Here is a 19,860-nt window from a genome sequence, read left to right on the forward strand (position 1 = left end):
CGCTTAGAAGTTGACGCCGAGGCTGATCGACACGTAGTCGCGGTCGCCGCGGGTGCCGTAGTCGCCGTCGATGAAGTCGGTGAACGCCAGGCTGGCGTTGTAGGTGTTGTTCAGCGAGGCATCGAGGCCGACGCTGATGGCCTTGGAACCCTCGCTGAAGGCCGAGCCCTCGCCCGGACCGTTGCCGTCCACGTCGTGCTGCCAGGACAGGTTGGGGCGCAGGTCGATGCCGGCCACGGCGTTCGGGTAGCTCAGGCTGGCGCGCAGGCGGTAGCCCCAGGAGAAGCGGGTGAGGAAGCCATCGTCGTTGCAGTACTCCGGCGTGCGCGATATCGCCGCGCAGTTGCCGCCCGTCAGCACGCCGTTGCCATAGGTGCCGTTGCGTCCATAACGCGCGCCATAGGTGCCTTCCAGGCCGCCGACCCAGGTGCCCGCGGCCTCGCCCACGAGCATCAACTGATCGGCGCCGAGTACCTGGGCGAACGAGTGGGTCGCGGTGACCTGGGCCTGGGTGACTTCCTTGCGCAGGTAGCCGTTGAACAGGGTGTTCGCCGCCGGCGAGCGGATGCCTTCGGCGACCAATGGCGAACGGTTCGGATCATTGAGCAGCGACTGGATGACGTCGGTGCCGTTGAGCTGGATCGGCATGTTCGGCCGATAGCTGATCTCGCCCTGCAGCGCAGTGCCGGTGTCCAGGTTGGTGGAGAACGACAGGCCGTACAGGCGAATGTCTTCGGGGTACTGCGCGACGTACCGCGAGGTGCCCAGGCGCAGGGCATTATTGAGGGCGTTACCGAATACCGTGCTGTTGTAGTACGGGCTGCTGATGGTGCCCATGTAGGGCAGGCGGCTGTGGTAATTGGCCACATAGGCGCCGAACTCGGTGTCCAGGTCGGCGGCGAACCAGCGCAGCGACAGGCCCCACTGGCCGCTGTTGCGGGCGTCCTGGTCCTTGGCCCGGGGAATGCGGATGCCCTCGTCGGTGAGGTTGACGCCATAGGGCGTCAGCGCCGCCACTGCTGCCGGCACGCCGGTCAGCACGCTGCCCACGTCCAGGCCATCACAGCCATCGGCGAGGAAGTCGTTGCTGGAGAAGAAGGTGCCGCAGTTGTCGAGCTGGGTCTGCTCCCAGTCGAGCTGGTAGAAGAAGTCGGTGGAGAGGGCTTCGGTGAGGTTCTGCGAGACGTAGAACATGTTCACCGGCACCAGGCCTTCCTTCACCTCCGAGCCCGGCCGGCGCAGCGCCGACAGGTTGAACGGATTGACCACGTTGAGGCCACCTTGGATGAAGGTGCTCTCGCCCCAGTTCACCACCTGCTTGCCGAGGCGTGCCGAGCCCGGTTGTTCGGCGAGGGCGTAGTTGTAGTAGACGAAGGCGTCGAGCAACTCGGTGCCGGCAGACTTTGCCGAGCGCTTGCGGTTGTTGTCCTCGACGTTCTTGAAGCGCTGGTCCTGGTCGCGCAGCACGTAGTCGTACCAGTAGCTGCCGCGCAGGAACAGGCCCATGTCGCCATGGCGCAGCTCCAGGTCATGGTTGCCCTTGAAGAGGCCGGAGAAGGCGTCACCGGAGCGGAAGTTGCGCCGGCCGTCGTCACCCGTGGCGCTGTTCAGCTGCTTCGGGTCGGGATTGGCGGTAGAGATGCTGGTGCCGATGGACAGCGCCGAATCCAGTTGTCCCTCGATCTCACCGAGCTGGAAATCGACCGCCTGGACGCTGCCGATCATGCAACTCAGGGGCAGCAGAAGATAGGGCGGTTTAAATAAGCCGTGCAGTTTGAATCGCATCACTCATTGTCCTCTTTGTTGTCGAGTGAGAATTGGAATTCACGCGCAGAGAACAACAAGTTGCGAAACACACAGGCAATGAAAGCCGCGTCCCGCCTGGGGCGAGACTATATTCTTCGGCAGAATGGCAGTTCTTGCGGAGCGGGCTTTTATTGGCGCTACTTATTGTTCTGCACTGTAACGTCGAGTGGCGGATACTCCCTTCGCTTTAGTGTTTCGGGGATACTAGGGAGCCTCGAAAAGCCCCACAAATAGTGTCTTCGGATAGATGCCATAACGCTTTGGCATGGCCATAGAGAGAACCGCATGACCCTCAAGCAGCTCCGTTATCTGATCGCCATCGCCGAGGCCGGCAGCTTCTCCGCCGCCGCGCGGCGGGCCTATATCGCCCAGCCGGCATTGAGCCGGCAGATCGGCCTGCTGGAGAGCGAACTGGAGATGCAGTTGCTGGAGCGCCAGCACGACGGTGTGGCTCTCACCGACGCCGGCCGGCGCCTGTACGAGGTGGCGCGGTCGGTGGTGCAGAAGCTCGATTCGGTGAAGGATGAGCTGGCCTCGACCCGTGGCGATCCCAAGGGCCAGGTGGCCATCTCGATCCCAGCTACCGCCTCGGCGCTGCTGCTGCCGGCGATCATCGCGCGAGCTGCGGAGAAGTTTCCCAGCATCACCCTGACCATCTGCGACGGCCTGACCCGCGAGGGTGGCCAGGCCATCGAGCTGGGCAAGGTCGATTTCGGTGTGGTGCCGAATGCCGAGGAGCTCGAGCATGTCGCTGCCGAGCCGATCTTCATCGAGGACCTGTATTGGGTCGGGATGGGCAGCCAGGGTCTGCACGGCGACCCGATCACCCTGGCCGAGGCTGGTGCCACAAGGTTGGTGATGGCGCCGCGGGCGCTGCACCTGCGCCGGCGCATCGAGCAGGCGGCGATGGAGGCGGGGGTGGTGCTCAACGTCGCCTATGAACAGCAGTCCGCGCCGGGCATCGCCAGTCTGGTGCGCAGTGGCCTGGCGGCGACCATCAGCAACTGGCCGCCGCTGGCCGACCTGTTCGAGCCGACCGAGGCGCGGCAGATCGTCGAGCCGCGCATCACTCGCACCGTGTCCATCGCCTACTCGGTGCACAAGCCGCTGTCGTTCGCCGCCTCATGCATGCGTGACCTGGTGCGCGGCCTGCTGGTGGAGGCGGTGCGCGACGGCCGCTGGCGCGGCAGTCTGATCGAGCGCAGCGCCGATGATCAGGCTCAGGCCCGCGAGCAGGCGCCCGACATCTCTTCCTGAGCCAGGCGCTCGCGCGAGCGCTGCGGGTTCATCGTCACCAGGCCGATCAGGCCTGCCACGATCATCACACCACCGCAGACGAAGAAGCCCTGGGCATAGCCTTGCGGGTGCCCGGCCCCCGCGCCGTGCACCAGCAGGCCGGTGACCACCGGCGCCGACAGTCCGGCCAGCGAGGCCACGGCGTTGCCGATGGCGAGGATGCCGCCGCGCTGGCTGCTCGGGGTGAATTCGGCGAGCATAGCCGGCCCCACCGAATACATCACCAGGGCCAGGCCGCCGCTCAGGGTCAGGGCGATGATCCGCGTAGTCACCGATAGGTCGGTGAGCATCAGCGCCGAGGAGAACAGCCCGCCGGCGATCAGGCACAGCGAGACGAAGGCGCCGCGCGCCAGGCGCGACGACACGCCACGGCGCATCAAGCGCTGCGACAGCCAAGCCATCAGCAGGCTCAGCGGCGTGGTGACGACGACGAACATGACGAACATGTGCCCGGTCTTCAGCGGGTCGATGCCGAGGCCGATCTCCAGATAGCTGGGCACCCAGGTCAGGGTCAGTGCCAGCGACCAGTTGGCGGCGAAGTGGCAGGCGTAGTTGCCGAGCACGCTGCTGTCGCTCAGCAGGCGGCGGTAGGGCACGCGCGGCTCGTTCTGCGCGGCGTTGGGTTGGCCGCGGCGCAGGGTATCGAGGGTGCCTTCGCGGCCGAGCAACAGCCACAGCCCGCACCAGACCAGGCCGATCACCGCGAGCACGGCGAAGTTGGTGCGCCAGCCGTAGTTCAGACTGATCCACGGGATCATCGCGCCAGCCACCAGCAGACCCATGGCGCTGCCGGAATGCAGCAGGGCCACCGGCAGGCTGCGGCGGTCATCGGGGAACCACTTGTACAGGGCGTGGGTGGCGACCGGCGAGGCCGGACCCTCACCGATGCCGAGCAGCACGCGGCAGGCGACGATCATCCACAGCGAGTTGGCGAACAGCATCGGCAGCTGAATCAGCGCCCAGAACAGGCCCATGCCGAGCAGCAGGCTGCGGGTCGGCCGACGGTTGGCGAGGAAGCCGCCGACCACCGCCGATATCGCGAACAGCCAGTGCAGGGCGCCGCCGATCAGGCCGAACTCGGTCGGGCTGAGGTTCAGTTCCTGAGTCATCGGCACGCCGACCAGGCCGATCACCACCTTGTCGAGGAAGTTGACCAGCATCATGAAGGCCAGCAGGAAGGCGATCGTCCAGGCCTGGCGCGGACGGAAGGCAGAGTCTTGTACGGACATGGGAATTCTCTTTTGTTGTTGTGGGGCCGGCCGACTTCCCTGGCGGCGGCCCTGCTAGCGGTGCGGCAGCACCCGCCTGGTCACGGAGCTGCGGGTGGCACTCAGCTCGGCAGCAGAATGCCCTTGGCGATGGTGTTGCGCTGGATCTCGCTGGTACCGGTCAGGATGCGCATCATCCGCGTCGCACGGAAGAACCATTCGACCGGATGACCCTTGATCAGACCGGCGCCGCCGTGGATCTGCACTGCCTTGTCGGCGATACGGAAGGCGGTTTCCGAGGCATACAGCTTGCACATCGATGCCTGCACCTTGATATCGCCGCCGGCGTCGTTGTTGGCCGCGGTGGCGTACATCATGCTGCGCGCGGCATACAGCTCGGTGGCCATGTCGGCGAGCATATGGTTGATCGATTGGAACATGGCGATCGGCTGGCCGAACTGCTTGCGGGTACGGGCGTAGTCCAGCGACAGGTTCAGCGCCAGGCCGGCCATGCCGAGCATGGTCGGGCAGTGCAGCAGGCGGTTGAGGGTGATGCGCCCCATCGCCAGCTTGAAGCCCTGGCCTTCCTCGCCGATGCGGTTGGCCACCGGCACGCGCACGTCCTCGAGGAGGATATTGCCGTGGGCACCGCCGCCGGACATCACCGAGTAGTCGCTGTCGACGCTCACGCCTTCGGCATGCAGGTCGACGAAGAACGCCGAGATGCCCTGCGGACCGCGCCCCGGCGTGGTCACCGCGAGCAGCACGGCGATGTCGGCATAGGGCGCGCCGGAGATGTAGCGTTTGGCGCCGCGCAGCACGTAGTGGTCACCCTCCAGGCGCGCCTCGGTGCCTAGCGCGGTGGCGTCGGAGCCGGCCTCGGCCTCGGTGAGGGCGAAGCACACGGCCTTCTCGGCGCGGCAGATCGGTCGCAGGATGGTTTCGATCTGGTGCTCGTTGGCGACCTTGAACAGGTGCCCGACGCGCGGCGGGCCGGACAGCTCGCCGAGGATGTGCGGGGCCAGCGGCGAGCCGGTGAGCACCGCAGCCTCCTTCAGCGCGCACAGCTCGGTGACGCTCAGCCCGGCGCCGCCCAGGGCTTCGGGCAGCATGGCGTTGTAGAAGCCCAGCTCGCAGGAGCGGCGCCAGATATCGCGCAGCAGCGGCTTGGCGACCGGCTCGCCCCAGCGGATGCCTTCGCGCTCCACCAGCGGGGCGAGTTCGTCGCGGGCGAAGGCGTTGATGCCTTCGATCAGGTGGGCGGCTTTTTCACTTGGCTTGATCATCTGTTGCCTCCGCTCAGATCCGGCGTTCGCTGTTCTGCCAATACGCTTCGCGGATCAGGCGGCGCACGACCTTGCCATTGGGGTTCTTCGGCAGCTCCTGGACGAAGTCCACCGCACGCGGCTTCTTGAAGCCGGCCAGGGAGCGACCGCAGTGCTCGATGATTTCCTCGGCGCTCAGGCTCTGGCCCGGCTTCAGTACCACTACCGCGCGGATCGCCTCGCCCCATTGCTCGTCGGGCACGCCGACCACCGCCGCCTCGAACACCTGCGGCAGGCTGTAGAGCACCTGCTCGACCTCGGTCGGGTAGACGTTGAAGCCGCCGGAGATGATCATTTCCTTCTTGCGGTCGACGATGAACACGTAGCCATGCTCGTCGACCGTGGCCAGATCGCCGGTCAGGTAGTAGCCGTCGCGCATCACCTCGGCGGTGAGCTCCGGCGCCTGCCAGTAGCCCTTCATGATGTCCGGCCCCTTGACCACGATCTCGCCGATCTCGCCGGGCTGCACGTCCACGAACTGTTCGTTGACCACGCGCAGGTCGGTCTCGAAATAGCAGCGACCGCAGGAGGCCAGGCGGCGAGCGTCATCGCCCTCGACCAGGTGATCCTCTTCGGTCAGCACGGTGACCAGCGAGCAGGTCTCGCCGGCGCCGTAGCCTTGCACCAGGATCGGCCCGAACAGGTCGATGGCGCGCTTGACCAGCGCCGGCGCCATCGGTGCGGCGCCGTACATCACCACGCGCAGGCTGGAGAGGTCGAAGCGCTCCACCTCGGGGAAGTTCACCAGACGGTTGATCATCGCCGGGACCAGGAACAGGCGGGTGACGCGCTCGCGCTCGATGGTTTCCAGCAGCAGGCGATCGTCGTAGCGCTCCAGCAGCAGGTTGCAGGCGCCGACGGCCAGCAGCGGCATGATCTGCATGCCGCTGGCATGGGTGATCGGGCCGACATGCGCCATCACGTCACCGGGGGCGGAGCGGCGGGTCGGGCTGGCGATGCTCTTGCGCACCAGCGCCTTGCGGTTGCCGAAGCTGAGCATGGCCGCCTTGAGCACGCCGGAGCTGCCGGAGGTGTAGTGCAGCACCGCCAGGTCGTCGTCCTGCGGATCGCAATGCACCGGCGCTTCGCTGCCCTGCGCCAGCACGGCGGAGTAATGGCTGTCGCCGGCCTCGTCGTCGAGAGAGATGATATGGCGCAGGCGCGGCACCTCGCCGCGCCTTGCGGCCAGCGCGGCGGCGAAGCGGCCATCGGCGATCACCGCCTGGCTGTGCGAGTCGCCCAGCACCTGGATGATCTCGTCCAGGGACAGCCGCGCGTTGATCGGCACCTTGACCATGGCGGACTTGTAGAAGGCGATCTCCGCTTCCACCAGTTCGACGCGGTTGAGGGCGAGGATCGCTACGTGGGCGCCCGTTGCCAGACCAAGGGCCTGCAGGCCGGAGGCCAGGCGGTTGGTGCGCCGCTCGAGTTGAGCGAAGGTAATGCGTTGCCGGGCGTCGACCAGGGCCTCGTGTTCGGGCCAGTACAACGCGCTGCGGCTGATGATCTTTCCTAGGTTCACCTTATTGTTCTCATCGGCAGGACAAGTGCGCCGATGCTATCCGCGGCCATTCGGGCGGAACTAATACAACAGTACGATGCGGGCCATGCCGATATGGAATAGGGGCGATCGGCAGCCGCCTCGACTTGATCCAGGTCAGTAGTGTGTGGGCGCAGGCTCTCTAGAATCGCGGCCGCGTTCTTTCTACGAGGTCTCCATGCGCCGCGAGCCAATCGTGCTGTTCGATAACGGCACCCATCAATGCCTGATGTTCGATGACCTGGTCAGCGGCGAGGGTGTGCAGTCCAACCAGTTCCTGATCACCGACCACGAGCAGTACCTGCTGCTCGATCCGGGCGGCGACCTGACCTACACCCCGCTGTCGCTGGAGCTGTCCAAGCACATCCCGGTGCAGGCGCTGACCTACATCTTCGCCTCGCACCAGGACCCGGACATCATCGCCTCCCTGGACAAGTGGCTGCTGCACACCCGCGCGCGGGTGATCTGCTCCAAGCTGTGGGCGCGCTTCCTGCCGCACCTGACCGCCAGCTACCTGGCCCTGAGCCACGGCATCTGCACTTACGACCGCATCATCGCCTTGCCGGACCGCGGCCAGGCGATTCCGCTGGGCCAGTGCAACCTCAAGGCAATGCCCGCGCACTTCCTGCATTCGGTGGGCAACTTCCAGCTGTACGACCCGGTGAGCAAGATTCTCTTCTCCGGCGACATGGGCGCCTCCATGGTCGACGACGCCAGCCCGGTGCGCGACTTCGCCGCGCACATCCCCCACATGGCCGGCTTCCACCGCCGCTACATGGCCAGCAACAAGGCCTGCCGCTTCTGGGCGCAGATGGTGCGCGAGATGGACGTGGCGATGATCGTGCCGCAGCACGGCCGGCCCTTCGTCGGCGCGCAGATGATCGGCGCCTTCCTCGACTGGATCGAGCAGCTGGAGTGCGGCCTCGACCTGATGACCCAGCAGGACTATCGCCTGCCGGACTGATCCGTCCCGTGCTCTGGTGCGATTGGCGCTGTTTTCCTTCACCTTCGCCGTGCTAGCGTCGGCTCCTCCCCAATTTGCGAGCGAGCCCGATGCCCCTTGCCCTGTTGCGTCGCACCGCCCTGGCCGGCTGCCTGCTGGCCGCCGGTCCCCTGGCCGCGGAAACCTGGCCGGCCGAGGACTGGAGCAGCCAGCCGGCTGCCGTCACTCCGGCCATCCAGGCCCTCAACGACTATGCCTTTCCCAGTCGTGATGAAGCCGCCCGCACGGGTGTGCGCAGCGATGCGCTGCTGGTGATCAGGGACGGCGTGATCGTCTACGAGCGCTACGCCGCGCCGACCACCCAGCAGACCCCGCACCTGACCTGGTCGATCAGCAAGAGCTTGTTCGCCAGCGTGCTCGGCACCGCCTACGGCGAGGGGCGCTTCAAGCTCGACGATGCGGTGGCCAAGCACTACCCGCCGTTCACCGCGCACCCCGATGTGAAGATGGGCCACCTGCTCAACTGGGCCTCCGGCCTGGCCTGGCAGGAGGACTACGAGTACGCGCCGCTGAAGTCCTCGGTGGTGGCCATGCTCTACACCCGTGGCCGCGGCGACATGGCCGCGTTCACCGCCGCGCACGGCCTGGGCGCCGTGCCGGGCACGCGCTTCCGCTACTCCAGCGGCGACAGCAACGTGCTCGGTGCCAGCCTCAAGTCGATGGTCGGCGAGCAGGCCTACGCCGACTATCCCTGGACCGCGCTGTTCGAGCCGCTGGGCATCCGCTCGGCCGTGTGGGAGCGCGATGCCAGCGGCACCTTCGTCGCCTCGTCCTATGCCTACATGACCGCCCGCGACCTGGCCCGCGTCGGCCTGCTGATGCAGCGCGACGGCCGCTGGGGCGAGCGCCAGCTGCTGCCGCAGAGCTGGGTGGCGTTCAACCGCACGCCCTTCGCCAACTACCAGCCCAACCCGGAGAAGCCGCACGACGCGGTGCCCGGTGGCCAGTGGTGGCTGAACGTGGCGCTGGAGGGCAAGGCCAAGCCCTGGCCGGACGTGCCGGAAGCCACCTTCGCCGCCCTCGGCCACTGGGGCCAGGGGCTCTACGTGCTGCCGGCGCAGAAGCTGGTGGTAGTGCGCTACGCCGACGACCGCGACGGCAGCTACAGCCATAACGAACTGCTCAAGCGGGTGCAGGCCGCCTTCGGAGAACAGCCATGATCCGCCGTCGCCCCTTCCTCTCCGTATTCCTCCTGCTGCTGGTCGGCCTGGGCCTGCTGGCCTGGGTCAACCGCGTGCACCTGGCGTCCTTCCCCGGCATAGTCGGCGCCTACTCGGCCAAGGAGTACTGCTCCTGCCGCTACGTCAGCGGCAACCCGGCCGACTACTGCGTCAGCTACGTCAAGCTGTATATGCCCCTGAGCCAGCTGCGCGACGACGCCGAGCGCAAGCGGGTGACTGCCCGCGGCCTGGGCAGCACGCAGACCGCCGCCTGGCTGGACCAGCGCCAGGGCTGCCAGCTGCAGGTCGAGGCCGATCCGCTCTGAGCACGCCGGCCGCTGCCGGCTGCTCGGCGCTCTGCCACAGCTTGCAACGGCCCGGCGTTTGGCAAGGCCGCCCCGGGCCGCTATCGTTGCGCTCAAACCGCAACACAAGTGAGCCCATGGCCAAGCCCCTTCGCATTCTGACCGGCGCTGTTCTCGCCACTTGCCTGGCCCTGCCGGCGCAGGCCGCCTGGTACCTGGACAACGAGTCCTCGCGCCTGTCCTTCATCTCCACCAAGGCCGGCAACCTCTCCGAGGTGCATCGCTTCCTCACCCTGCACGGCAAGATCGACAACAAGGGCGCGGCCCGTCTGCGCGTCGAGATGGATTCGGTGAGCACCGGCATCCCGGTCCGCGACGAGCGCCTGCGCAGCCTGCTGTTCGCCACCGAGGAATTCCCCGATGCGCACATCATGGCCCAGCTCAACCTGGCGCCGATCACCGACTTGGCCTCCGGCGCCCAGCTGGAGCTGAGCCTGCCGGTGCAGGTGGAGATTCGCGGGCGCAAGCACGCCTACATGGCCGAGCTGCTGGCCACCCGCCTGGACGACCAGCGCTTCCAGGTGGTGACCCTGGCGCCGCTGGTGTTGCACGCCGAGCACTTCGGCCTGGAGGGGGGCGTCGAGGCCCTGGCCAAGGTGGCCCGGTTGTCCAATATCAGCCTGTCGGTACCGGTCGGCGCGGTGATGATTTTCACCTCGCGATGACAGGCGCCATCTTCCCCTGGAAATCCGCCAACCGCTTCGAGCTGATGATCGACGGCCCGGCCTTCATGCCGGCCATGCTCGCCGACATCGCCTCGGCCCGGGAGCTGGTGCTGCTGGAACTCTATCTGGTGGAAGACGGCCATTGCAGCGCGGCGCTGGTGGAGGCGCTGTGCGCCGCCGCCGGGCGTGGCGTGCGGGTGTACTGCCTGTTCGACGGCTTCGGCTGCCTGGGCTTCGGCCAGGCCTCGCGGGAGCGCCTCACCAGTGCCGGCATCCAGCTGCGCCAGTACAACCCGCTGCGCTGGCGCCGTGGCCTGCGCAATCTGTACCGCGACCACCGCAAGATGCTGGTGGTGGACGAGCGCTGCGTCTACGTCGGCGGCACCGGCGCCACCGACGAGTTCTGGAGCACCCAGGCCCAGGACGACTACTGGCACGAGGCCATGGTGCGCATCGAGGGGCCACTGGTGGCGCACTGGCGGTCGCTGTTCGAGTACCAGTGGCTGGCCTGCGAGGGTCGCAGTCCCTGGCGCCCAGGGCAGGCGCCGGGGCTGGCGCATCTGCCGCCCTGCCCACCAGCCGGGCGCGGCATGGGCCGGGTGGCCTACGCCGACTCCAGCCAGCACCTGGACATCGTCCAGTCGCTGTTGCGCAGCATCGGCCACGCCAAGCGCCGGGTATGGCTGGCCACGCCGTACTTCCTGCCCAGTCGCAAGGTACGCCGCTTCCTGATCCGCGCCGCCGACCGTGGGGTGGACGTGCGCCTGCTGCTGACCAGCCGCAACACCGATCATCCGCCGGTGCGCTTCGCCGGCCAGCGCTACTACCCGCGGCTGCTCAAGGCCGGGGTGCGCATCTTCGAGTACCAGCCGCGCTTCCTGCACCTGAAGCTGGTGCTGGTGGACGACTGGGTCAGCGTCGGCTCGTGCAACTTCGACCACTGGAACCTGCGCTTCAACCTGGAGGCCAATCTGGAGGCCCTCGACCCGCAGCTGACCGCGGCCGCCGAGGGCAGCTTCCTCGTCGACTTCGGGCAGAGCCGCGAAATCACCCTGGAAGACTGGCATCGCCGCCCGCTGCTCAAGCGCATCCAGCAACGTCTGTGGGGCTGGCTCGATCGGCTGGCGGTCAACCTGCTGGACCGTCGCCGCTAGCCAGCGGCCATACCCCGCCATCACCGACCGCATACAGCCGCCGCCCCGGCTGCGGGTCGACCAGCATGCCGCCGGTGAAGGCGCCGAAGGCCGGCAGCAGGCACACCCCGTCATCCAGGCTGAAGCAGGGCAGGCGCAGGCGCTGCCGACCGCGCCCGCGCAGCACGCACACCGGATGCACATGGCCGGCCAGCACCTGGTGGCTGGGGTGCGGATCGGGCTCGTGCTGCAGGGCGAACGGGCCGAGCAGATAGGGCTCGGCGACCACCCGGATATTCAGCGTCGCCGGCGGGTCGCCGGCGCTGCGATCGTGGTTGCCGCGGATCAGCAGGATCGCCAGTTCACTGTTGCGCTCACGCCAGGCATGCAGCGCCGCCAGGATGGCCGGTGCGTGGGATCCGCGCGCGTGCAGGAAGTCGCCGAGGAAGATCAGCTGGCGGCACGGGTACTGCGCCAGCAGCGCATCCAGGCGCTGCAGGTTGTTCGTCGTGGTGCCCTGCGGCACTGGCTGGCCGAGGGCGCGATAGGCCGCGGCCTTGCCGAAGTGGATATCGGCGATCAGCAGGGCCTCGCCGGCCGGCCAGTACAGCGCCTTGTCGGCCAGCAGCCAGACTTCCTCGCCGGCAAGCTGCACCGGCAGGGTAGGCGTGGGCGCGTGGGTCGGGTCGATAGCGATGCTCCTCGTTTTCGCTTAGCCGGTACGCTTCTTCACCCGCGGCAGCCCGTTCTTGCTCTGCCGCGGTGTGCGCGCCCGCGGTCGTTCGCGCTCCACTTCGGGCGCGCTCTCGGCCTGGTAGGCGCCGGGGCCTGCGGCCTTCTCCAGGTCGGCGAGCAGGCGGGCGATGCGGTCGGCGAGCTTCTCCGAGCTGAGGCTCTCGCGAAAGCGTTCCACCAGCAAGGGAAAGGCCAGCGGTGGCGGGCGCTGTACCTCGCGCAGGTCCAGGCGCAACCCGCGCAGGCGTTGCAAGGTGTGCTGCAGGTGCTGCACGTCCAGCTCCTGGCGCAGCACCTCCTCCTGGGCCTGGGTCAGCAGCAGGTTGCCTGGGTCGTATTGCTGGAACACGTCGAAGAACAGCCCGCTGGACGCCTGCAACTGGCGCGCGCTTTTTGCCGCCCCGGGATAGCCGCCGAACACCAGCCCGGCGATGCGCGCGATCTCGCGAAAGCGCCGCCGGGCCAGCTCGCCGGCATTCAGGCTGGCGAGCACGTCGTGCAGCAGATCGTCGCTGCGCAGCAGTGCGTTGTTCAGCCAGCGCGGCCAATCCACCGGGCTGGCGCAGAGCAGCTCCAGGCCGTAGTCGTTGACGGCGATGGAGAAGGTCGCCGGCTGCAACTGGCCGAGGCGCCAGGCCAGCAGGCTGGCCAGCCCCAGGTGCACGCTGCGCCCGGCGAAGGGGTAGAGGAACAGGTGCCAGCCCTCGCGCGAGTGCAGGGTTTCCGCCAGCAGCGAGTCGGAGGTGGGCAGCGCCGACCAGGCCTGCTGCACATCCAGCAGCGGGCGCAGCAGCTGCATCTCCGGGCCGCGAAACTGGCCCTGCGCCGCTTCGCCGAAGCGCGCCACCACGGCGTCGGCCAGCTCGCTGGAGAGCGGCATGCGCCCGCCATTCCAGCGCGGCACCGCGGCCTTGCGCGACGTGGCGCGGTTGACGTAGGCGGTCATGTTTTCCACCCGCACCAGTTCCAGCAGGCGCCCGGCGAAGAGGAAACAGTCTCCGGGGCGCAGACGGGCGATGAAGCCTTCCTCGACGCTGCCCAGCGAGCGGCCGCTGCCGCCCTTGGCCCAGAACTTCACGGCGATGCTGGCGTCGCTGACGATGGTGCCCACGCTCATGCGGTGGCGCCTGGCCAGGGCCGCATTGGGTACGCGCCAGATGCCGTGCTCGTCGGGCTCCACGCGCTGGTAGTCGGGGTAGGCGGTGAGCGAGTTGCCGCCGTGGCGGACGAAGGCCAGCGCCCATTGCCACTCCTCGTCGCTCAGCTCGAGGTAGGCCCAGGCGCTGCGCACTTCCTCGCGCAGCTCGTCGGGACGAAAGCCGCCGCCGAGGGCCATGCTGACCAGGTGCTGGACCAGCACGTCGAGGGGTTTCTGCGGTGATTGCCGGGCCTCGATGCGCCCGGCGGCGGCGGCGTCCTGCACGGCGGCGGCTTCGATCAGTTCCAGCGCGTGGGTCGGCACCAGGCTGATGCGCGAGGCGCGCCCCGGTGCGTGGCCGGAGCGCCCGGCCCGTTGCAGCAGGCGCGCCACGCCCTTGGCCGAACCGATCTGCAGCACCCGCTCCACCGGCAGGAAGTCCACGCCCAGATCCAGGCTGGACGTGCACACCACAGCCTTCAGCCGGCCGTCCTTGAGGCCCAGTTCGACCCAGTCGCGCACCTCGCGCGACAGCGAACCGTGGTGCAGGGCGATCAGCCCGGCCCAGTCCGGCCGGGCGTCGAGCAGCGCCTGGTACCAGATCTCCGCCTGCGAGCGGGTGTTGGTGAACAGCAGGCTGGTGCTGCTGGCTTCGACCTCCTCGACCACCTGCGGCAGCATGCGCAGGCCCAGGTGGCCGGCCCAGGGAAAACGCTCGATGCCCGGCGGCAGCAGGGTGTCGATGCGCAGGCTCTTGTCCTGCTTGCCCTGCACCAGGCGCCCCAGGGTGTCGCCGAGCAACACCTGCAGCGCGTGCTGCTGGTTGCCCAGGGTCGCCGACAGGCCCCAGACGATCAGCCCCGGATTCCACCGGCGCAGCCGTGCCAGCGCCAGTTGCAGCTGCACGCCGCGCTTGTTGCCGAGCAGCTCGTGCCACTCGTCCACCACCAGCATGCGCAGGCCGGCGAACTGCGCCTCGGCATCGCTGCGGGTCAGCAGCAGGGTCAGGCTCTCCGGGGTGGTGATCAGCGCGCTGGGCAGCTTGCGCCCCTGGCGCGCGCGTTCGCTGCTGCCGGTGTCGCCGGTGCGCAGGCCGACGCTCCAGGCGATGTTCAGGTCGTCCAGCGGCGCCTGCAGGGCGCGCTGGGTGTCGGCCGCCAAGGCGCGCATCGGGGTGATCCACAGCACGCCGAGCGGCGCGGCGGCGGGCTGGCGTTTGCGCGGCTGGCCGCTGGCGGTGGTGGCCGGCGTGGCCTTGGCAAAGCGCTCGAGCGCGGCCAGCCACACCGCATAGGTCTTGCCCGAGCCGGTGGTGGCGTGTAGCACGCCGGACTCGCCCTTGGCCACGGCCTGCCAGACCTCCTTCTGGAAGGCGAAGGCCTTCCACCCGCGCTGGGCGAACCAGGTGCCGGCCAGGCTCATTGCAACAGATCCTGGAGGATGGCCAGGGTGTCGGCTTCCTCAACAGTCTTGTCCTGGCGCCAGCGCAGCATGCGCGGGAAGCGCACGGCGATGCCGCTCTTGTGGCGCTTGGACAGGGCGATACCCTCGAAGCCCAGCTCGAAGACCAGGGTCGGGGTGACGCTGCGCACCGGGCCGAACTTCTCCACGGTGGTCTTGCGCACGATGGCGTCGACCTTGCGCATCTCCTCGTCGGTCAGCCCGGAATAGGCCTTGGCGAACGGCACCAGGCTGCGCTCGCTGGCGCCCGGCGGGCCGTCCCACACGGCAAAGGTGTAGTCGCTGTAGAGACTGGCGCGGCGGCCGTGGCCACGCTGGGCGTAGATCAGCACGGCGTCGACGCTGAACGGGTCGACCTTCCACTTCCACCACACGCCCATGTCCTTGGTCCGGCCCACGCCATACAGGGCGTCGCGGGCCTTGAGCATCATGCCCTCGACGCCGAGGCGGCGCGACGCTTCGCGCTGCTCGGCCAGCGCCTGCCAGCTGTCGCCGTGCAGCAGCGGCGAGGGCATCAGCCTGGGGCTGGCGCAGGCGGCGATCACCTGCTCCAGCTGCGCGCGTCGCTGGTGCTGTGGGCGGCTGCGCCAGTCGTGGCCCTGCCACTCCAGCAGGTCGTAGCCGAGCACGGCCACCGGCACTTCTTCGAGGATCTTCTTGCCCAGGGTCTTGCGGCCGATGCGCTGCTGCAGCAATGCAAAGGGCTGGATGCCGTAGCGCTCGACCGTGTCCTCCACGTCCGCTTCCAGCGCGGCGCTGTCGACCTCCATCAGGCTGGCCTGTTCGGCGTTGGCCGGCGGGTGACGCCAGACCACCAGCTCGCCGTCGATCACCGTGCCGTCGGGCAGGCGCGCAGCCAGTTCGTCCAGCTCGGGAAAGCGTTCGCTGATCAGCTCCTCGCCGCGCGACCACAGCCACAGGCGGCCGTCGCGCTTGACCAGCTGGGCGCGGATGCCGTCCCACTTCCACTCCACTTGCCAGGCCTCCACCGGGCCGAGGCTTTCCTCGAACTTCTCCACCGGCAGTTGCAGGGCGTGGGCGAGAAAGAACGGGTAGGACTGGCCGCCGCGCTGGGCGTGCTCGTCGTCCGATTCGGCGGCGATCAGCCGGCGGTAGCTCTCGGCGCTGGGCCGGTGCGACAGGTCGGTGTAGCCGACCAGGCGCTGGGCCACGCGCTTGGCATCGAGGTTGGCGAGGCTGGCCAGGGCGCGGGTCACCAGCAGCTTGGATACGCCGACGCGGAAGGCACCGGTGATCAGCTTGATGCACACCATCAGCGCCTGGCGGTCGAGCTGCGCCCAGAACAGCGGCAGGCGCGCGGCCAGTTCTTCCGGTGGCAGGCCGCGCAGGGGCAGGAGTTTGTCCTCGACCCACAGGGCCAGGCCATCGCCGGATTCGTGGCTGGATTCGGGCAGCAGGAGGGCGATGGTCTCGGCCAGGTCGCCGACCGCCGAATAGCTTTCCTCGAACAGCCATTCCGGCAGGTTGGCGGCCTGCATCGCCAGTTCGCGCAGCTGCTTGGCCGGCACCAGCTGGCGCGGACGGCCGCCGGCGAGGAAGTACACGGCCCAGGCGGCGTCCTCGGCGCTGGCCGTGCGGAAGTAATCCTGCAGGGCGGCGAGCTTGGCGTTGCTCGAAGTGGTGGCGTCGAGGCGCCCGTAGAGATCGGCGAAGGCCTTCATGGGCTCGGCTCCGCTGCCGCGGCGGGCGCCGCTTCGTCCTCGTCGCCGTATTCGGTATCGAAGCCCTGGGCGTCCAGGCCCTGTTCGCGCAGGTAGCGCACCAGCACGCTGACCGAGCCGTGGGTGACGAACACCCGCTCGGCACCGGTCTGCTCGATGGCCCACAGCAGGCCCGGCCAGTCGGCATGGTCGGAGAGCACGAAACCGCGGTCCACACCACGGCGCCGGCGCGTGCCGCGCAGCATCATCCAGCCGCTGGCGAAGGCGTCGCTGTACTCGCCGAAGCGGCGCATCCAGGTGCTGCCGCCGGCCGAGGGCGGGGCGAGGATCAGCGCCTGGCGCAGCAGCGGGTCGCTCTTCTTGAAGTCGCCGGCGTACAGGGTGGGCGGTAGGTGCACGCCGGCGTCGCGGTAGACCTGGTTGAGCGGCTCCATCGAGCCGTGGCCGAGGATTGGCCCGATGCTTGCGTCGATGCCGTGGAGGATGCGTTGCGCCTTGCCGAAGGCGTAGCAGAACAGCACGCTGGCGCGGCCGGCGGCCTGGTTCTGCCGCCACCAGGTGTCGATGCCGGCGAAGATCTGCGCCTGCGGCTGCCAGCGGTAGATCGGCAGGCCGAAGGTCGATTCGGTGATGAAGGTGTGGCAGCGCACCGGCTCGAACGGCGTGCAGGTGCCGTCTGGTTCGACCTTGTAGTCGCCGGACGCGACCCACACCTCGCCGCGATGTTCCAGGCGCACCTGCGCCGAGCCGAGCACATGACCGGCGGGGTGCAGGCTCAGCGTCACGCCGTGGTGATCGAGGCGCTCGCCGTAGTCCAGGGTCTGCAGGTTGATATCGGCGCCCAGGCGCGTGCGCAGGATGCCGGCGCCGGGTGCGGCGGCCAGGTAGTGGCGACTGCCGCCGCGGGCATGGTCGCCGTGGCCGTGGGTGATCACGGCGCGCTCGACCGGGCGCCAGGGGTCGATATAGAAGTCGCCGGGCGGACAGTAGAGCCCCTCGGGGCGGGCGATGACCAGGTCCATGAGTGTCGATAGTCCTGCTGCGGGCGCGAGTCGCGTTGTCGGTTAAGACCGATGGGCAGGATAAAAGGTTAGGGTGGAATGTGCCGCTGCGCAGGGCGCGCTGAAGCGCCGCGCCCTCCATGGCCTGGATGGCCAGGGAGGGCTGCAGCCAGGGTCAGAAGTGGCCGCTCAGGCGATTGGCCGATGCGGGATCGACGGCGTAGCTGCCGCCGGGAATCTGCTCGGTATCGAAGGCCTCGGTGCTGCGCACGTCGGTTCCGCTGTGCTCGGCGGAGGCGTGGGCGAGGGTCGCGCTGAGCTGGCGTATGCGTGCGCGCAGGTGGCGGATCTCGGCTTGCGGGTCTTCCAGCAGGCCCTTGAGGTTGCAGTGCCCGGTGCCGCCGCGAGCCAGCAGCAGGCCGCCGAGGGTGAGCCCGGCCAGGCCCAGGATGCCGCCGCGATGCAGGCCTGCGCCGGTGAGGACGATGCCGGCGGCGGTGGACAATGCCCGCTCCCGGTGGGAAATGTTGTGCCGCTGATAGGCGTGCTGAGCCGCGTGGCGCGACTGGGGATCGAATGCAACCATGGCGTTTCTCCAGGGACAGTGTTCAGTAACCGACTGGGGGTACGCGGTGGTGTTCAGTTGCGACGATGAGTGGCGCTCAGATCACGTAGCGCAGGATGGCGATGAAGTGCAGCAGGCTGCCGGCCATGACGAACAGGTGCCAGATGCCATGCCAGTGGCGGAAGCGGCTGTCGTAGGCGAAGAACAGGATGCCCACCGTGTACAGCACGCCGCCGGCGGCCAGCCAGGTGAAGCCGGCGCGACCCAGGGCGGCGAGCAGCGGCTCGATGGCGACCAGCACGATCCAGCCCATCACCGCGTAGATGACCAGCGACAGCACGCGGGCTTCCGAACGCGGCTTGATCTCCTGCAGCATGCCGATGATGCCCAGGGTCCAGACGATGCCGAACAGCGTCCAGCCCCAGGCGCCCTCGAGCGTGACCAGGCAGAACGGCGTGTAGCTGCCGGCGATCAGCAGGTAGATCGACAGGTGATCGAGCTTGCGCATGATCAGCTTCGCCCGCCCGCGCAGGCTGTGATAGAGCGTGGAGATGCTGTACAGCATGACCAGGGCGACGCCATAGACGGCCACGCCGACGATCTTCAGCGGCTCGCCCGTGAGGCTGGCCAGGACCAGCAGCCAGATCGCGCCGATGCAGGCCAGCACCGCGCCGATCAGGTGGGTCCAGGCGTTGAATCTTTCCCCGTGGTACATGCGTAGCGTCTCGTGGTGGCGACGGGCGCCACTATACCCGGCCAGGTGTAGGTGGGCGGAGAGGCGGGGCCGCCGCGCATTTTTTCAGGCCATGGAAAAGGCCCGCGATGGCGGGCCTTTGTCGGGGCGGCAAGCGAACGTCCCGTCTATTTGCAGATCACGATCATGCTGCGGCTGGAGAAGCCGGCGGGATTGATGCCGAACACGAAGTCGGCCGGATCGTCTTCGCTACCCTGGTCGGCGCCGGCCTTGGCCACCACCTTGTAACCCTTGGGGCCGCAGGCGCGGGTGGCTTTCTGTTCGCATTGCTCCCAGCTGGAAGTGAGCCCGGAGCAATTGATGTTGAGGCCTTTGCGGCCCTTCTTTTCATATGTCTTGGCGGTTGCGGAGCAGCCGGCGACCAGCGCCAGCGTGACAAGCAGCAGTACAAGCCTTCTCATTTCTTTCCCCAGCGGGCTTGTCTGTATCTGGCGGCACAGCCGCCACCCTTGCAATGGCCCCGGCGGCGACGCAGCTCTTGGTGTCGAGTTGCTGCTTGCGCCCTGTCTGGCAGCGAAGCCGGAGCGGGTCGAGAAATAGCACAAAGAAAGGGTCGCAGGCGAGACAAAAAAGTTGCAGTTTCGCTGCAGGTTTTTCACTTCTCGTACGTCTTAATGATTAGGAGCTGTTCATCTCGACAGTTTTTCCCCCAGACTAACAAGACGTGGATCACACACGCACAGGGAGAGTGCCATGACCGCCAACGATGAACGTCAGCAATTGAAGGCGATGCTGCAGGGAGCCGGACTCAAGGTCAGCCTGGTTCGGCTGAAAATCCTCGAAGTGTTGCAACGCAACGACAAGGGCCTGCGCTCGCGGGAGCTGCATGGCTTCCTGCTGCTGGCCGACGAGCAGATTTCCGTACTCAGCGTGCGCCAGGTGCTCAGCCGCCTCTGCGCCTGTGGCCTGGTGGAACGTGACGAACAGGGCCTGTACCGCCTGCTGCCGGCCCGTGCGCAGACCGGCTCGGTGGCGCTGGCCGGCTGAGCCCGCTGCATTTAAATAGCTCGAACCCTCAAGCCC

General features: G+C 67.9%; 18 protein-coding genes. 7 read left to right on the top strand and 11 right to left on the bottom strand.

What is annotated here, in order from left to right:
• Nucleotides 1-3: 3 nt before the first annotated feature.
• The gene (locus tag FFS62_RS18945; protein WP_137974399.1) at nucleotides 4-1,725 is read right to left on the bottom strand and encodes a DUF1302 domain-containing protein; all 1,722 of its coding nucleotides are present in this window, start codon (nucleotides 1,723-1,725) and stop codon (nucleotides 4-6) included.
• A gap of 366 nt (nucleotides 1,726-2,091) precedes the next feature.
• Here FFS62_RS18945 and FFS62_RS18950 point away from each other — a divergent pair, with 366 nt between their 5' ends.
• A complete protein-coding gene (locus FFS62_RS18950; protein ID WP_137974400.1) occupies nucleotides 2,092-3,063 on the top strand; it encodes a LysR family transcriptional regulator in 972 nt (323 codons plus the stop codon).
• Here the strand turns inward: FFS62_RS18950 and FFS62_RS18955 are convergent.
• The 3 genes from FFS62_RS18955 to FFS62_RS18965 all read right to left on the bottom strand — a co-directional run bounded on the left by FFS62_RS18955 (nucleotide 3,027) and on the right by FFS62_RS18965 (nucleotide 7,157).
• Entirely contained in the window at nucleotides 3,027-4,331 is a 1,305-nt protein-coding gene (locus FFS62_RS18955) for an MFS transporter (RefSeq protein ID WP_137974401.1), read from the bottom strand. The genes FFS62_RS18950 and FFS62_RS18955 overlap by 37 nt on opposite strands.
• Nucleotides 4,332-4,432: 101 nt before the next feature.
• A complete protein-coding gene (locus FFS62_RS18960) occupies nucleotides 4,433-5,596 on the bottom strand; it encodes an acyl-CoA dehydrogenase family protein (RefSeq protein WP_137974402.1) in 1,164 nt (387 codons plus the stop codon).
• Between the two features lie 13 nt (nucleotides 5,597-5,609).
• Nucleotides 5,610-7,157 (bottom strand): AMP-binding protein, encoded by a 1,548-nt coding sequence (locus FFS62_RS18965; protein WP_137974403.1) that lies wholly within the window; start codon nucleotides 7,155-7,157, stop codon nucleotides 5,610-5,612.
• A gap of 196 nt (nucleotides 7,158-7,353) precedes the next feature.
• Here FFS62_RS18965 and FFS62_RS18970 point away from each other — a divergent pair, with 196 nt between their 5' ends.
• The 5 genes from FFS62_RS18970 to FFS62_RS18990 all read left to right on the top strand — a co-directional run bounded on the left by FFS62_RS18970 (nucleotide 7,354) and on the right by FFS62_RS18990 (nucleotide 11,522).
• Complete coding sequence (locus FFS62_RS18970) at nucleotides 7,354-8,139, top strand: MBL fold metallo-hydrolase (RefSeq protein WP_137974404.1); 786 nt, start codon at nucleotides 7,354-7,356, stop codon at nucleotides 8,137-8,139.
• Between the two features lie 89 nt (nucleotides 8,140-8,228).
• Nucleotides 8,229-9,338, top strand: a complete 1,110-nt coding sequence (locus FFS62_RS18975; protein WP_137974405.1) for a serine hydrolase — start codon at nucleotides 8,229-8,231, stop codon at nucleotides 9,336-9,338.
• Nucleotides 9,335-9,664 carry an amidase gene (locus FFS62_RS18980; RefSeq protein ID WP_137974406.1) on the top strand — a complete coding sequence of 110 codons (330 nt, stop codon included), beginning with the start codon at nucleotides 9,335-9,337 and terminating at the stop codon, nucleotides 9,662-9,664. The genes FFS62_RS18975 and FFS62_RS18980 overlap by 4 nt, the downstream gene beginning before the upstream one ends.
• 116 nt (nucleotides 9,665-9,780) lie before the next feature.
• A complete protein-coding gene (locus tag FFS62_RS18985; protein ID WP_137974407.1) occupies nucleotides 9,781-10,368 on the top strand; it encodes a YceI family protein in 588 nt (195 codons plus the stop codon).
• Nucleotides 10,365-11,522, top strand: coding sequence for a phosphatidylserine/phosphatidylglycerophosphate/cardiolipin synthase family protein (locus FFS62_RS18990; protein WP_137974408.1), 1,158 nt, complete (start codon nucleotides 10,365-10,367; stop codon nucleotides 11,520-11,522). The genes FFS62_RS18985 and FFS62_RS18990 overlap by 4 nt, the downstream gene beginning before the upstream one ends.
• On the opposite strand, the gene pdeM is transcribed toward FFS62_RS18990, so the two are convergent.
• From pdeM to FFS62_RS19025, 7 genes are all read right to left on the bottom strand, one after another.
• Complete coding sequence (gene pdeM / locus FFS62_RS18995) at nucleotides 11,497-12,162, bottom strand: ligase-associated DNA damage response endonuclease PdeM (RefSeq protein ID WP_137974409.1); 666 nt, start codon at nucleotides 12,160-12,162, stop codon at nucleotides 11,497-11,499. The two genes, FFS62_RS18990 and pdeM, sit on opposite strands and share 26 nt — an antisense overlap.
• 51 nt (nucleotides 12,163-12,213) lie before the next feature.
• Entirely contained in the window at nucleotides 12,214-14,796 is a 2,583-nt protein-coding gene (locus tag FFS62_RS19000; RefSeq protein ID WP_137974410.1) for a ligase-associated DNA damage response DEXH box helicase, read from the bottom strand.
• Nucleotides 14,793-16,517, bottom strand: coding sequence for an ATP-dependent DNA ligase (locus tag FFS62_RS19005; RefSeq protein ID WP_137974411.1), 1,725 nt, complete (start codon nucleotides 16,515-16,517; stop codon nucleotides 14,793-14,795). Before FFS62_RS19005 ends, FFS62_RS19000 begins: the two co-directional genes overlap by 4 nt.
• Nucleotides 16,514-17,539: a ligase-associated DNA damage response exonuclease gene (locus FFS62_RS19010; protein WP_137974412.1), complete on the bottom strand. Its 1,026-nt coding sequence runs from the start codon at nucleotides 17,537-17,539 to the stop codon at nucleotides 16,514-16,516. The genes FFS62_RS19005 and FFS62_RS19010 overlap by 4 nt, the downstream gene beginning before the upstream one ends.
• Nucleotides 17,540-17,693: 154 nt before the next feature.
• Nucleotides 17,694-18,104, bottom strand: a complete 411-nt coding sequence (locus FFS62_RS19015) for a YgaP-like transmembrane domain (protein WP_137974413.1) — start codon at nucleotides 18,102-18,104, stop codon at nucleotides 17,694-17,696.
• 76 nt (nucleotides 18,105-18,180) lie between these two features.
• A complete protein-coding gene (locus FFS62_RS19020; protein WP_137974414.1) occupies nucleotides 18,181-18,798 on the bottom strand; it encodes a hemolysin III family protein in 618 nt (205 codons plus the stop codon).
• Nucleotides 18,799-18,944: 146 nt separating this feature from the next.
• Complete coding sequence (locus FFS62_RS19025) at nucleotides 18,945-19,238, bottom strand: lipoprotein (protein ID WP_137974495.1); 294 nt, start codon at nucleotides 19,236-19,238, stop codon at nucleotides 18,945-18,947.
• Nucleotides 19,239-19,530: 292 nt separating this feature from the next.
• Between FFS62_RS19025 and FFS62_RS19030 the strand changes: the two genes are divergently transcribed.
• Nucleotides 19,531-19,824 (top strand): transcriptional repressor, encoded by a 294-nt coding sequence (locus FFS62_RS19030; RefSeq protein WP_137974415.1) that lies wholly within the window; start codon nucleotides 19,531-19,533, stop codon nucleotides 19,822-19,824.
• Nucleotides 19,825-19,860: the final 36 nt, after the last annotated feature.

Origin of the sequence: Pseudomonas sp. F(2018), assembly GCF_005508865.1 — a bacterium.
In the GTDB taxonomy this organism is placed as follows: Bacteria; Pseudomonadota; Gammaproteobacteria; order Pseudomonadales; family Pseudomonadaceae; genus Aquipseudomonas.

What these genes read in the sequence shown, in the direction of transcription:
- FFS62_RS19005 (WP_137974411.1), bottom strand. Translation starts at nt 16,517, where the DNA reads ATGAAGGCCTTCGCCGATCTCTACGGGCGCCTCGACGCCACCACTTCG.
- FFS62_RS18945 (WP_137974399.1), bottom strand. Translation starts at nt 1,725, where the DNA reads ATGATCGGCAGCGTCCAGGCGGTCGATTTCCAGCTCGGTGAGATCGAG.
- FFS62_RS18980 (WP_137974406.1), top strand. Translation starts at nt 9,335, where the DNA reads ATGATCCGCCGTCGCCCCTTCCTCTCCGTATTCCTCCTGCTGCTGGTC.
- FFS62_RS19030 (WP_137974415.1), top strand. Translation starts at nt 19,531, where the DNA reads ATGACCGCCAACGATGAACGTCAGCAATTGAAGGCGATGCTGCAGGGA.
- FFS62_RS18975 (WP_137974405.1), top strand. Translation starts at nt 8,229, where the DNA reads ATGCCCCTTGCCCTGTTGCGTCGCACCGCCCTGGCCGGCTGCCTGCTG.
- FFS62_RS19020 (WP_137974414.1), bottom strand. Translation starts at nt 18,798, where the DNA reads ATGTACCACGGGGAAAGATTCAACGCCTGGACCCACCTGATCGGCGCG.
- FFS62_RS18985 (WP_137974407.1), top strand. Translation starts at nt 9,781, where the DNA reads ATGGCCAAGCCCCTTCGCATTCTGACCGGCGCTGTTCTCGCCACTTGC.
- FFS62_RS19000 (WP_137974410.1), bottom strand. Translation starts at nt 14,796, where the DNA reads ATGAGCCTGGCCGGCACCTGGTTCGCCCAGCGCGGGTGGAAGGCCTTC.
- FFS62_RS19025 (WP_137974495.1), bottom strand. Translation starts at nt 19,238, where the DNA reads ATGAGAAGGCTTGTACTGCTGCTTGTCACGCTGGCGCTGGTCGCCGGC.
- FFS62_RS18990 (WP_137974408.1), top strand. Translation starts at nt 10,365, where the DNA reads ATGACAGGCGCCATCTTCCCCTGGAAATCCGCCAACCGCTTCGAGCTG.
- FFS62_RS19015 (WP_137974413.1), bottom strand. Translation starts at nt 18,104, where the DNA reads ATGGTTGCATTCGATCCCCAGTCGCGCCACGCGGCTCAGCACGCCTAT.
- FFS62_RS18950 (WP_137974400.1), top strand. Translation starts at nt 2,092, where the DNA reads ATGACCCTCAAGCAGCTCCGTTATCTGATCGCCATCGCCGAGGCCGGC.
- FFS62_RS18955 (WP_137974401.1), bottom strand. Translation starts at nt 4,331, where the DNA reads ATGTCCGTACAAGACTCTGCCTTCCGTCCGCGCCAGGCCTGGACGATC.
- FFS62_RS18970 (WP_137974404.1), top strand. Translation starts at nt 7,354, where the DNA reads ATGCGCCGCGAGCCAATCGTGCTGTTCGATAACGGCACCCATCAATGC.
- FFS62_RS18960 (WP_137974402.1), bottom strand. Translation starts at nt 5,596, where the DNA reads ATGATCAAGCCAAGTGAAAAAGCCGCCCACCTGATCGAAGGCATCAAC.
- FFS62_RS19010 (WP_137974412.1), bottom strand. Translation starts at nt 17,539, where the DNA reads ATGGACCTGGTCATCGCCCGCCCCGAGGGGCTCTACTGTCCGCCCGGC.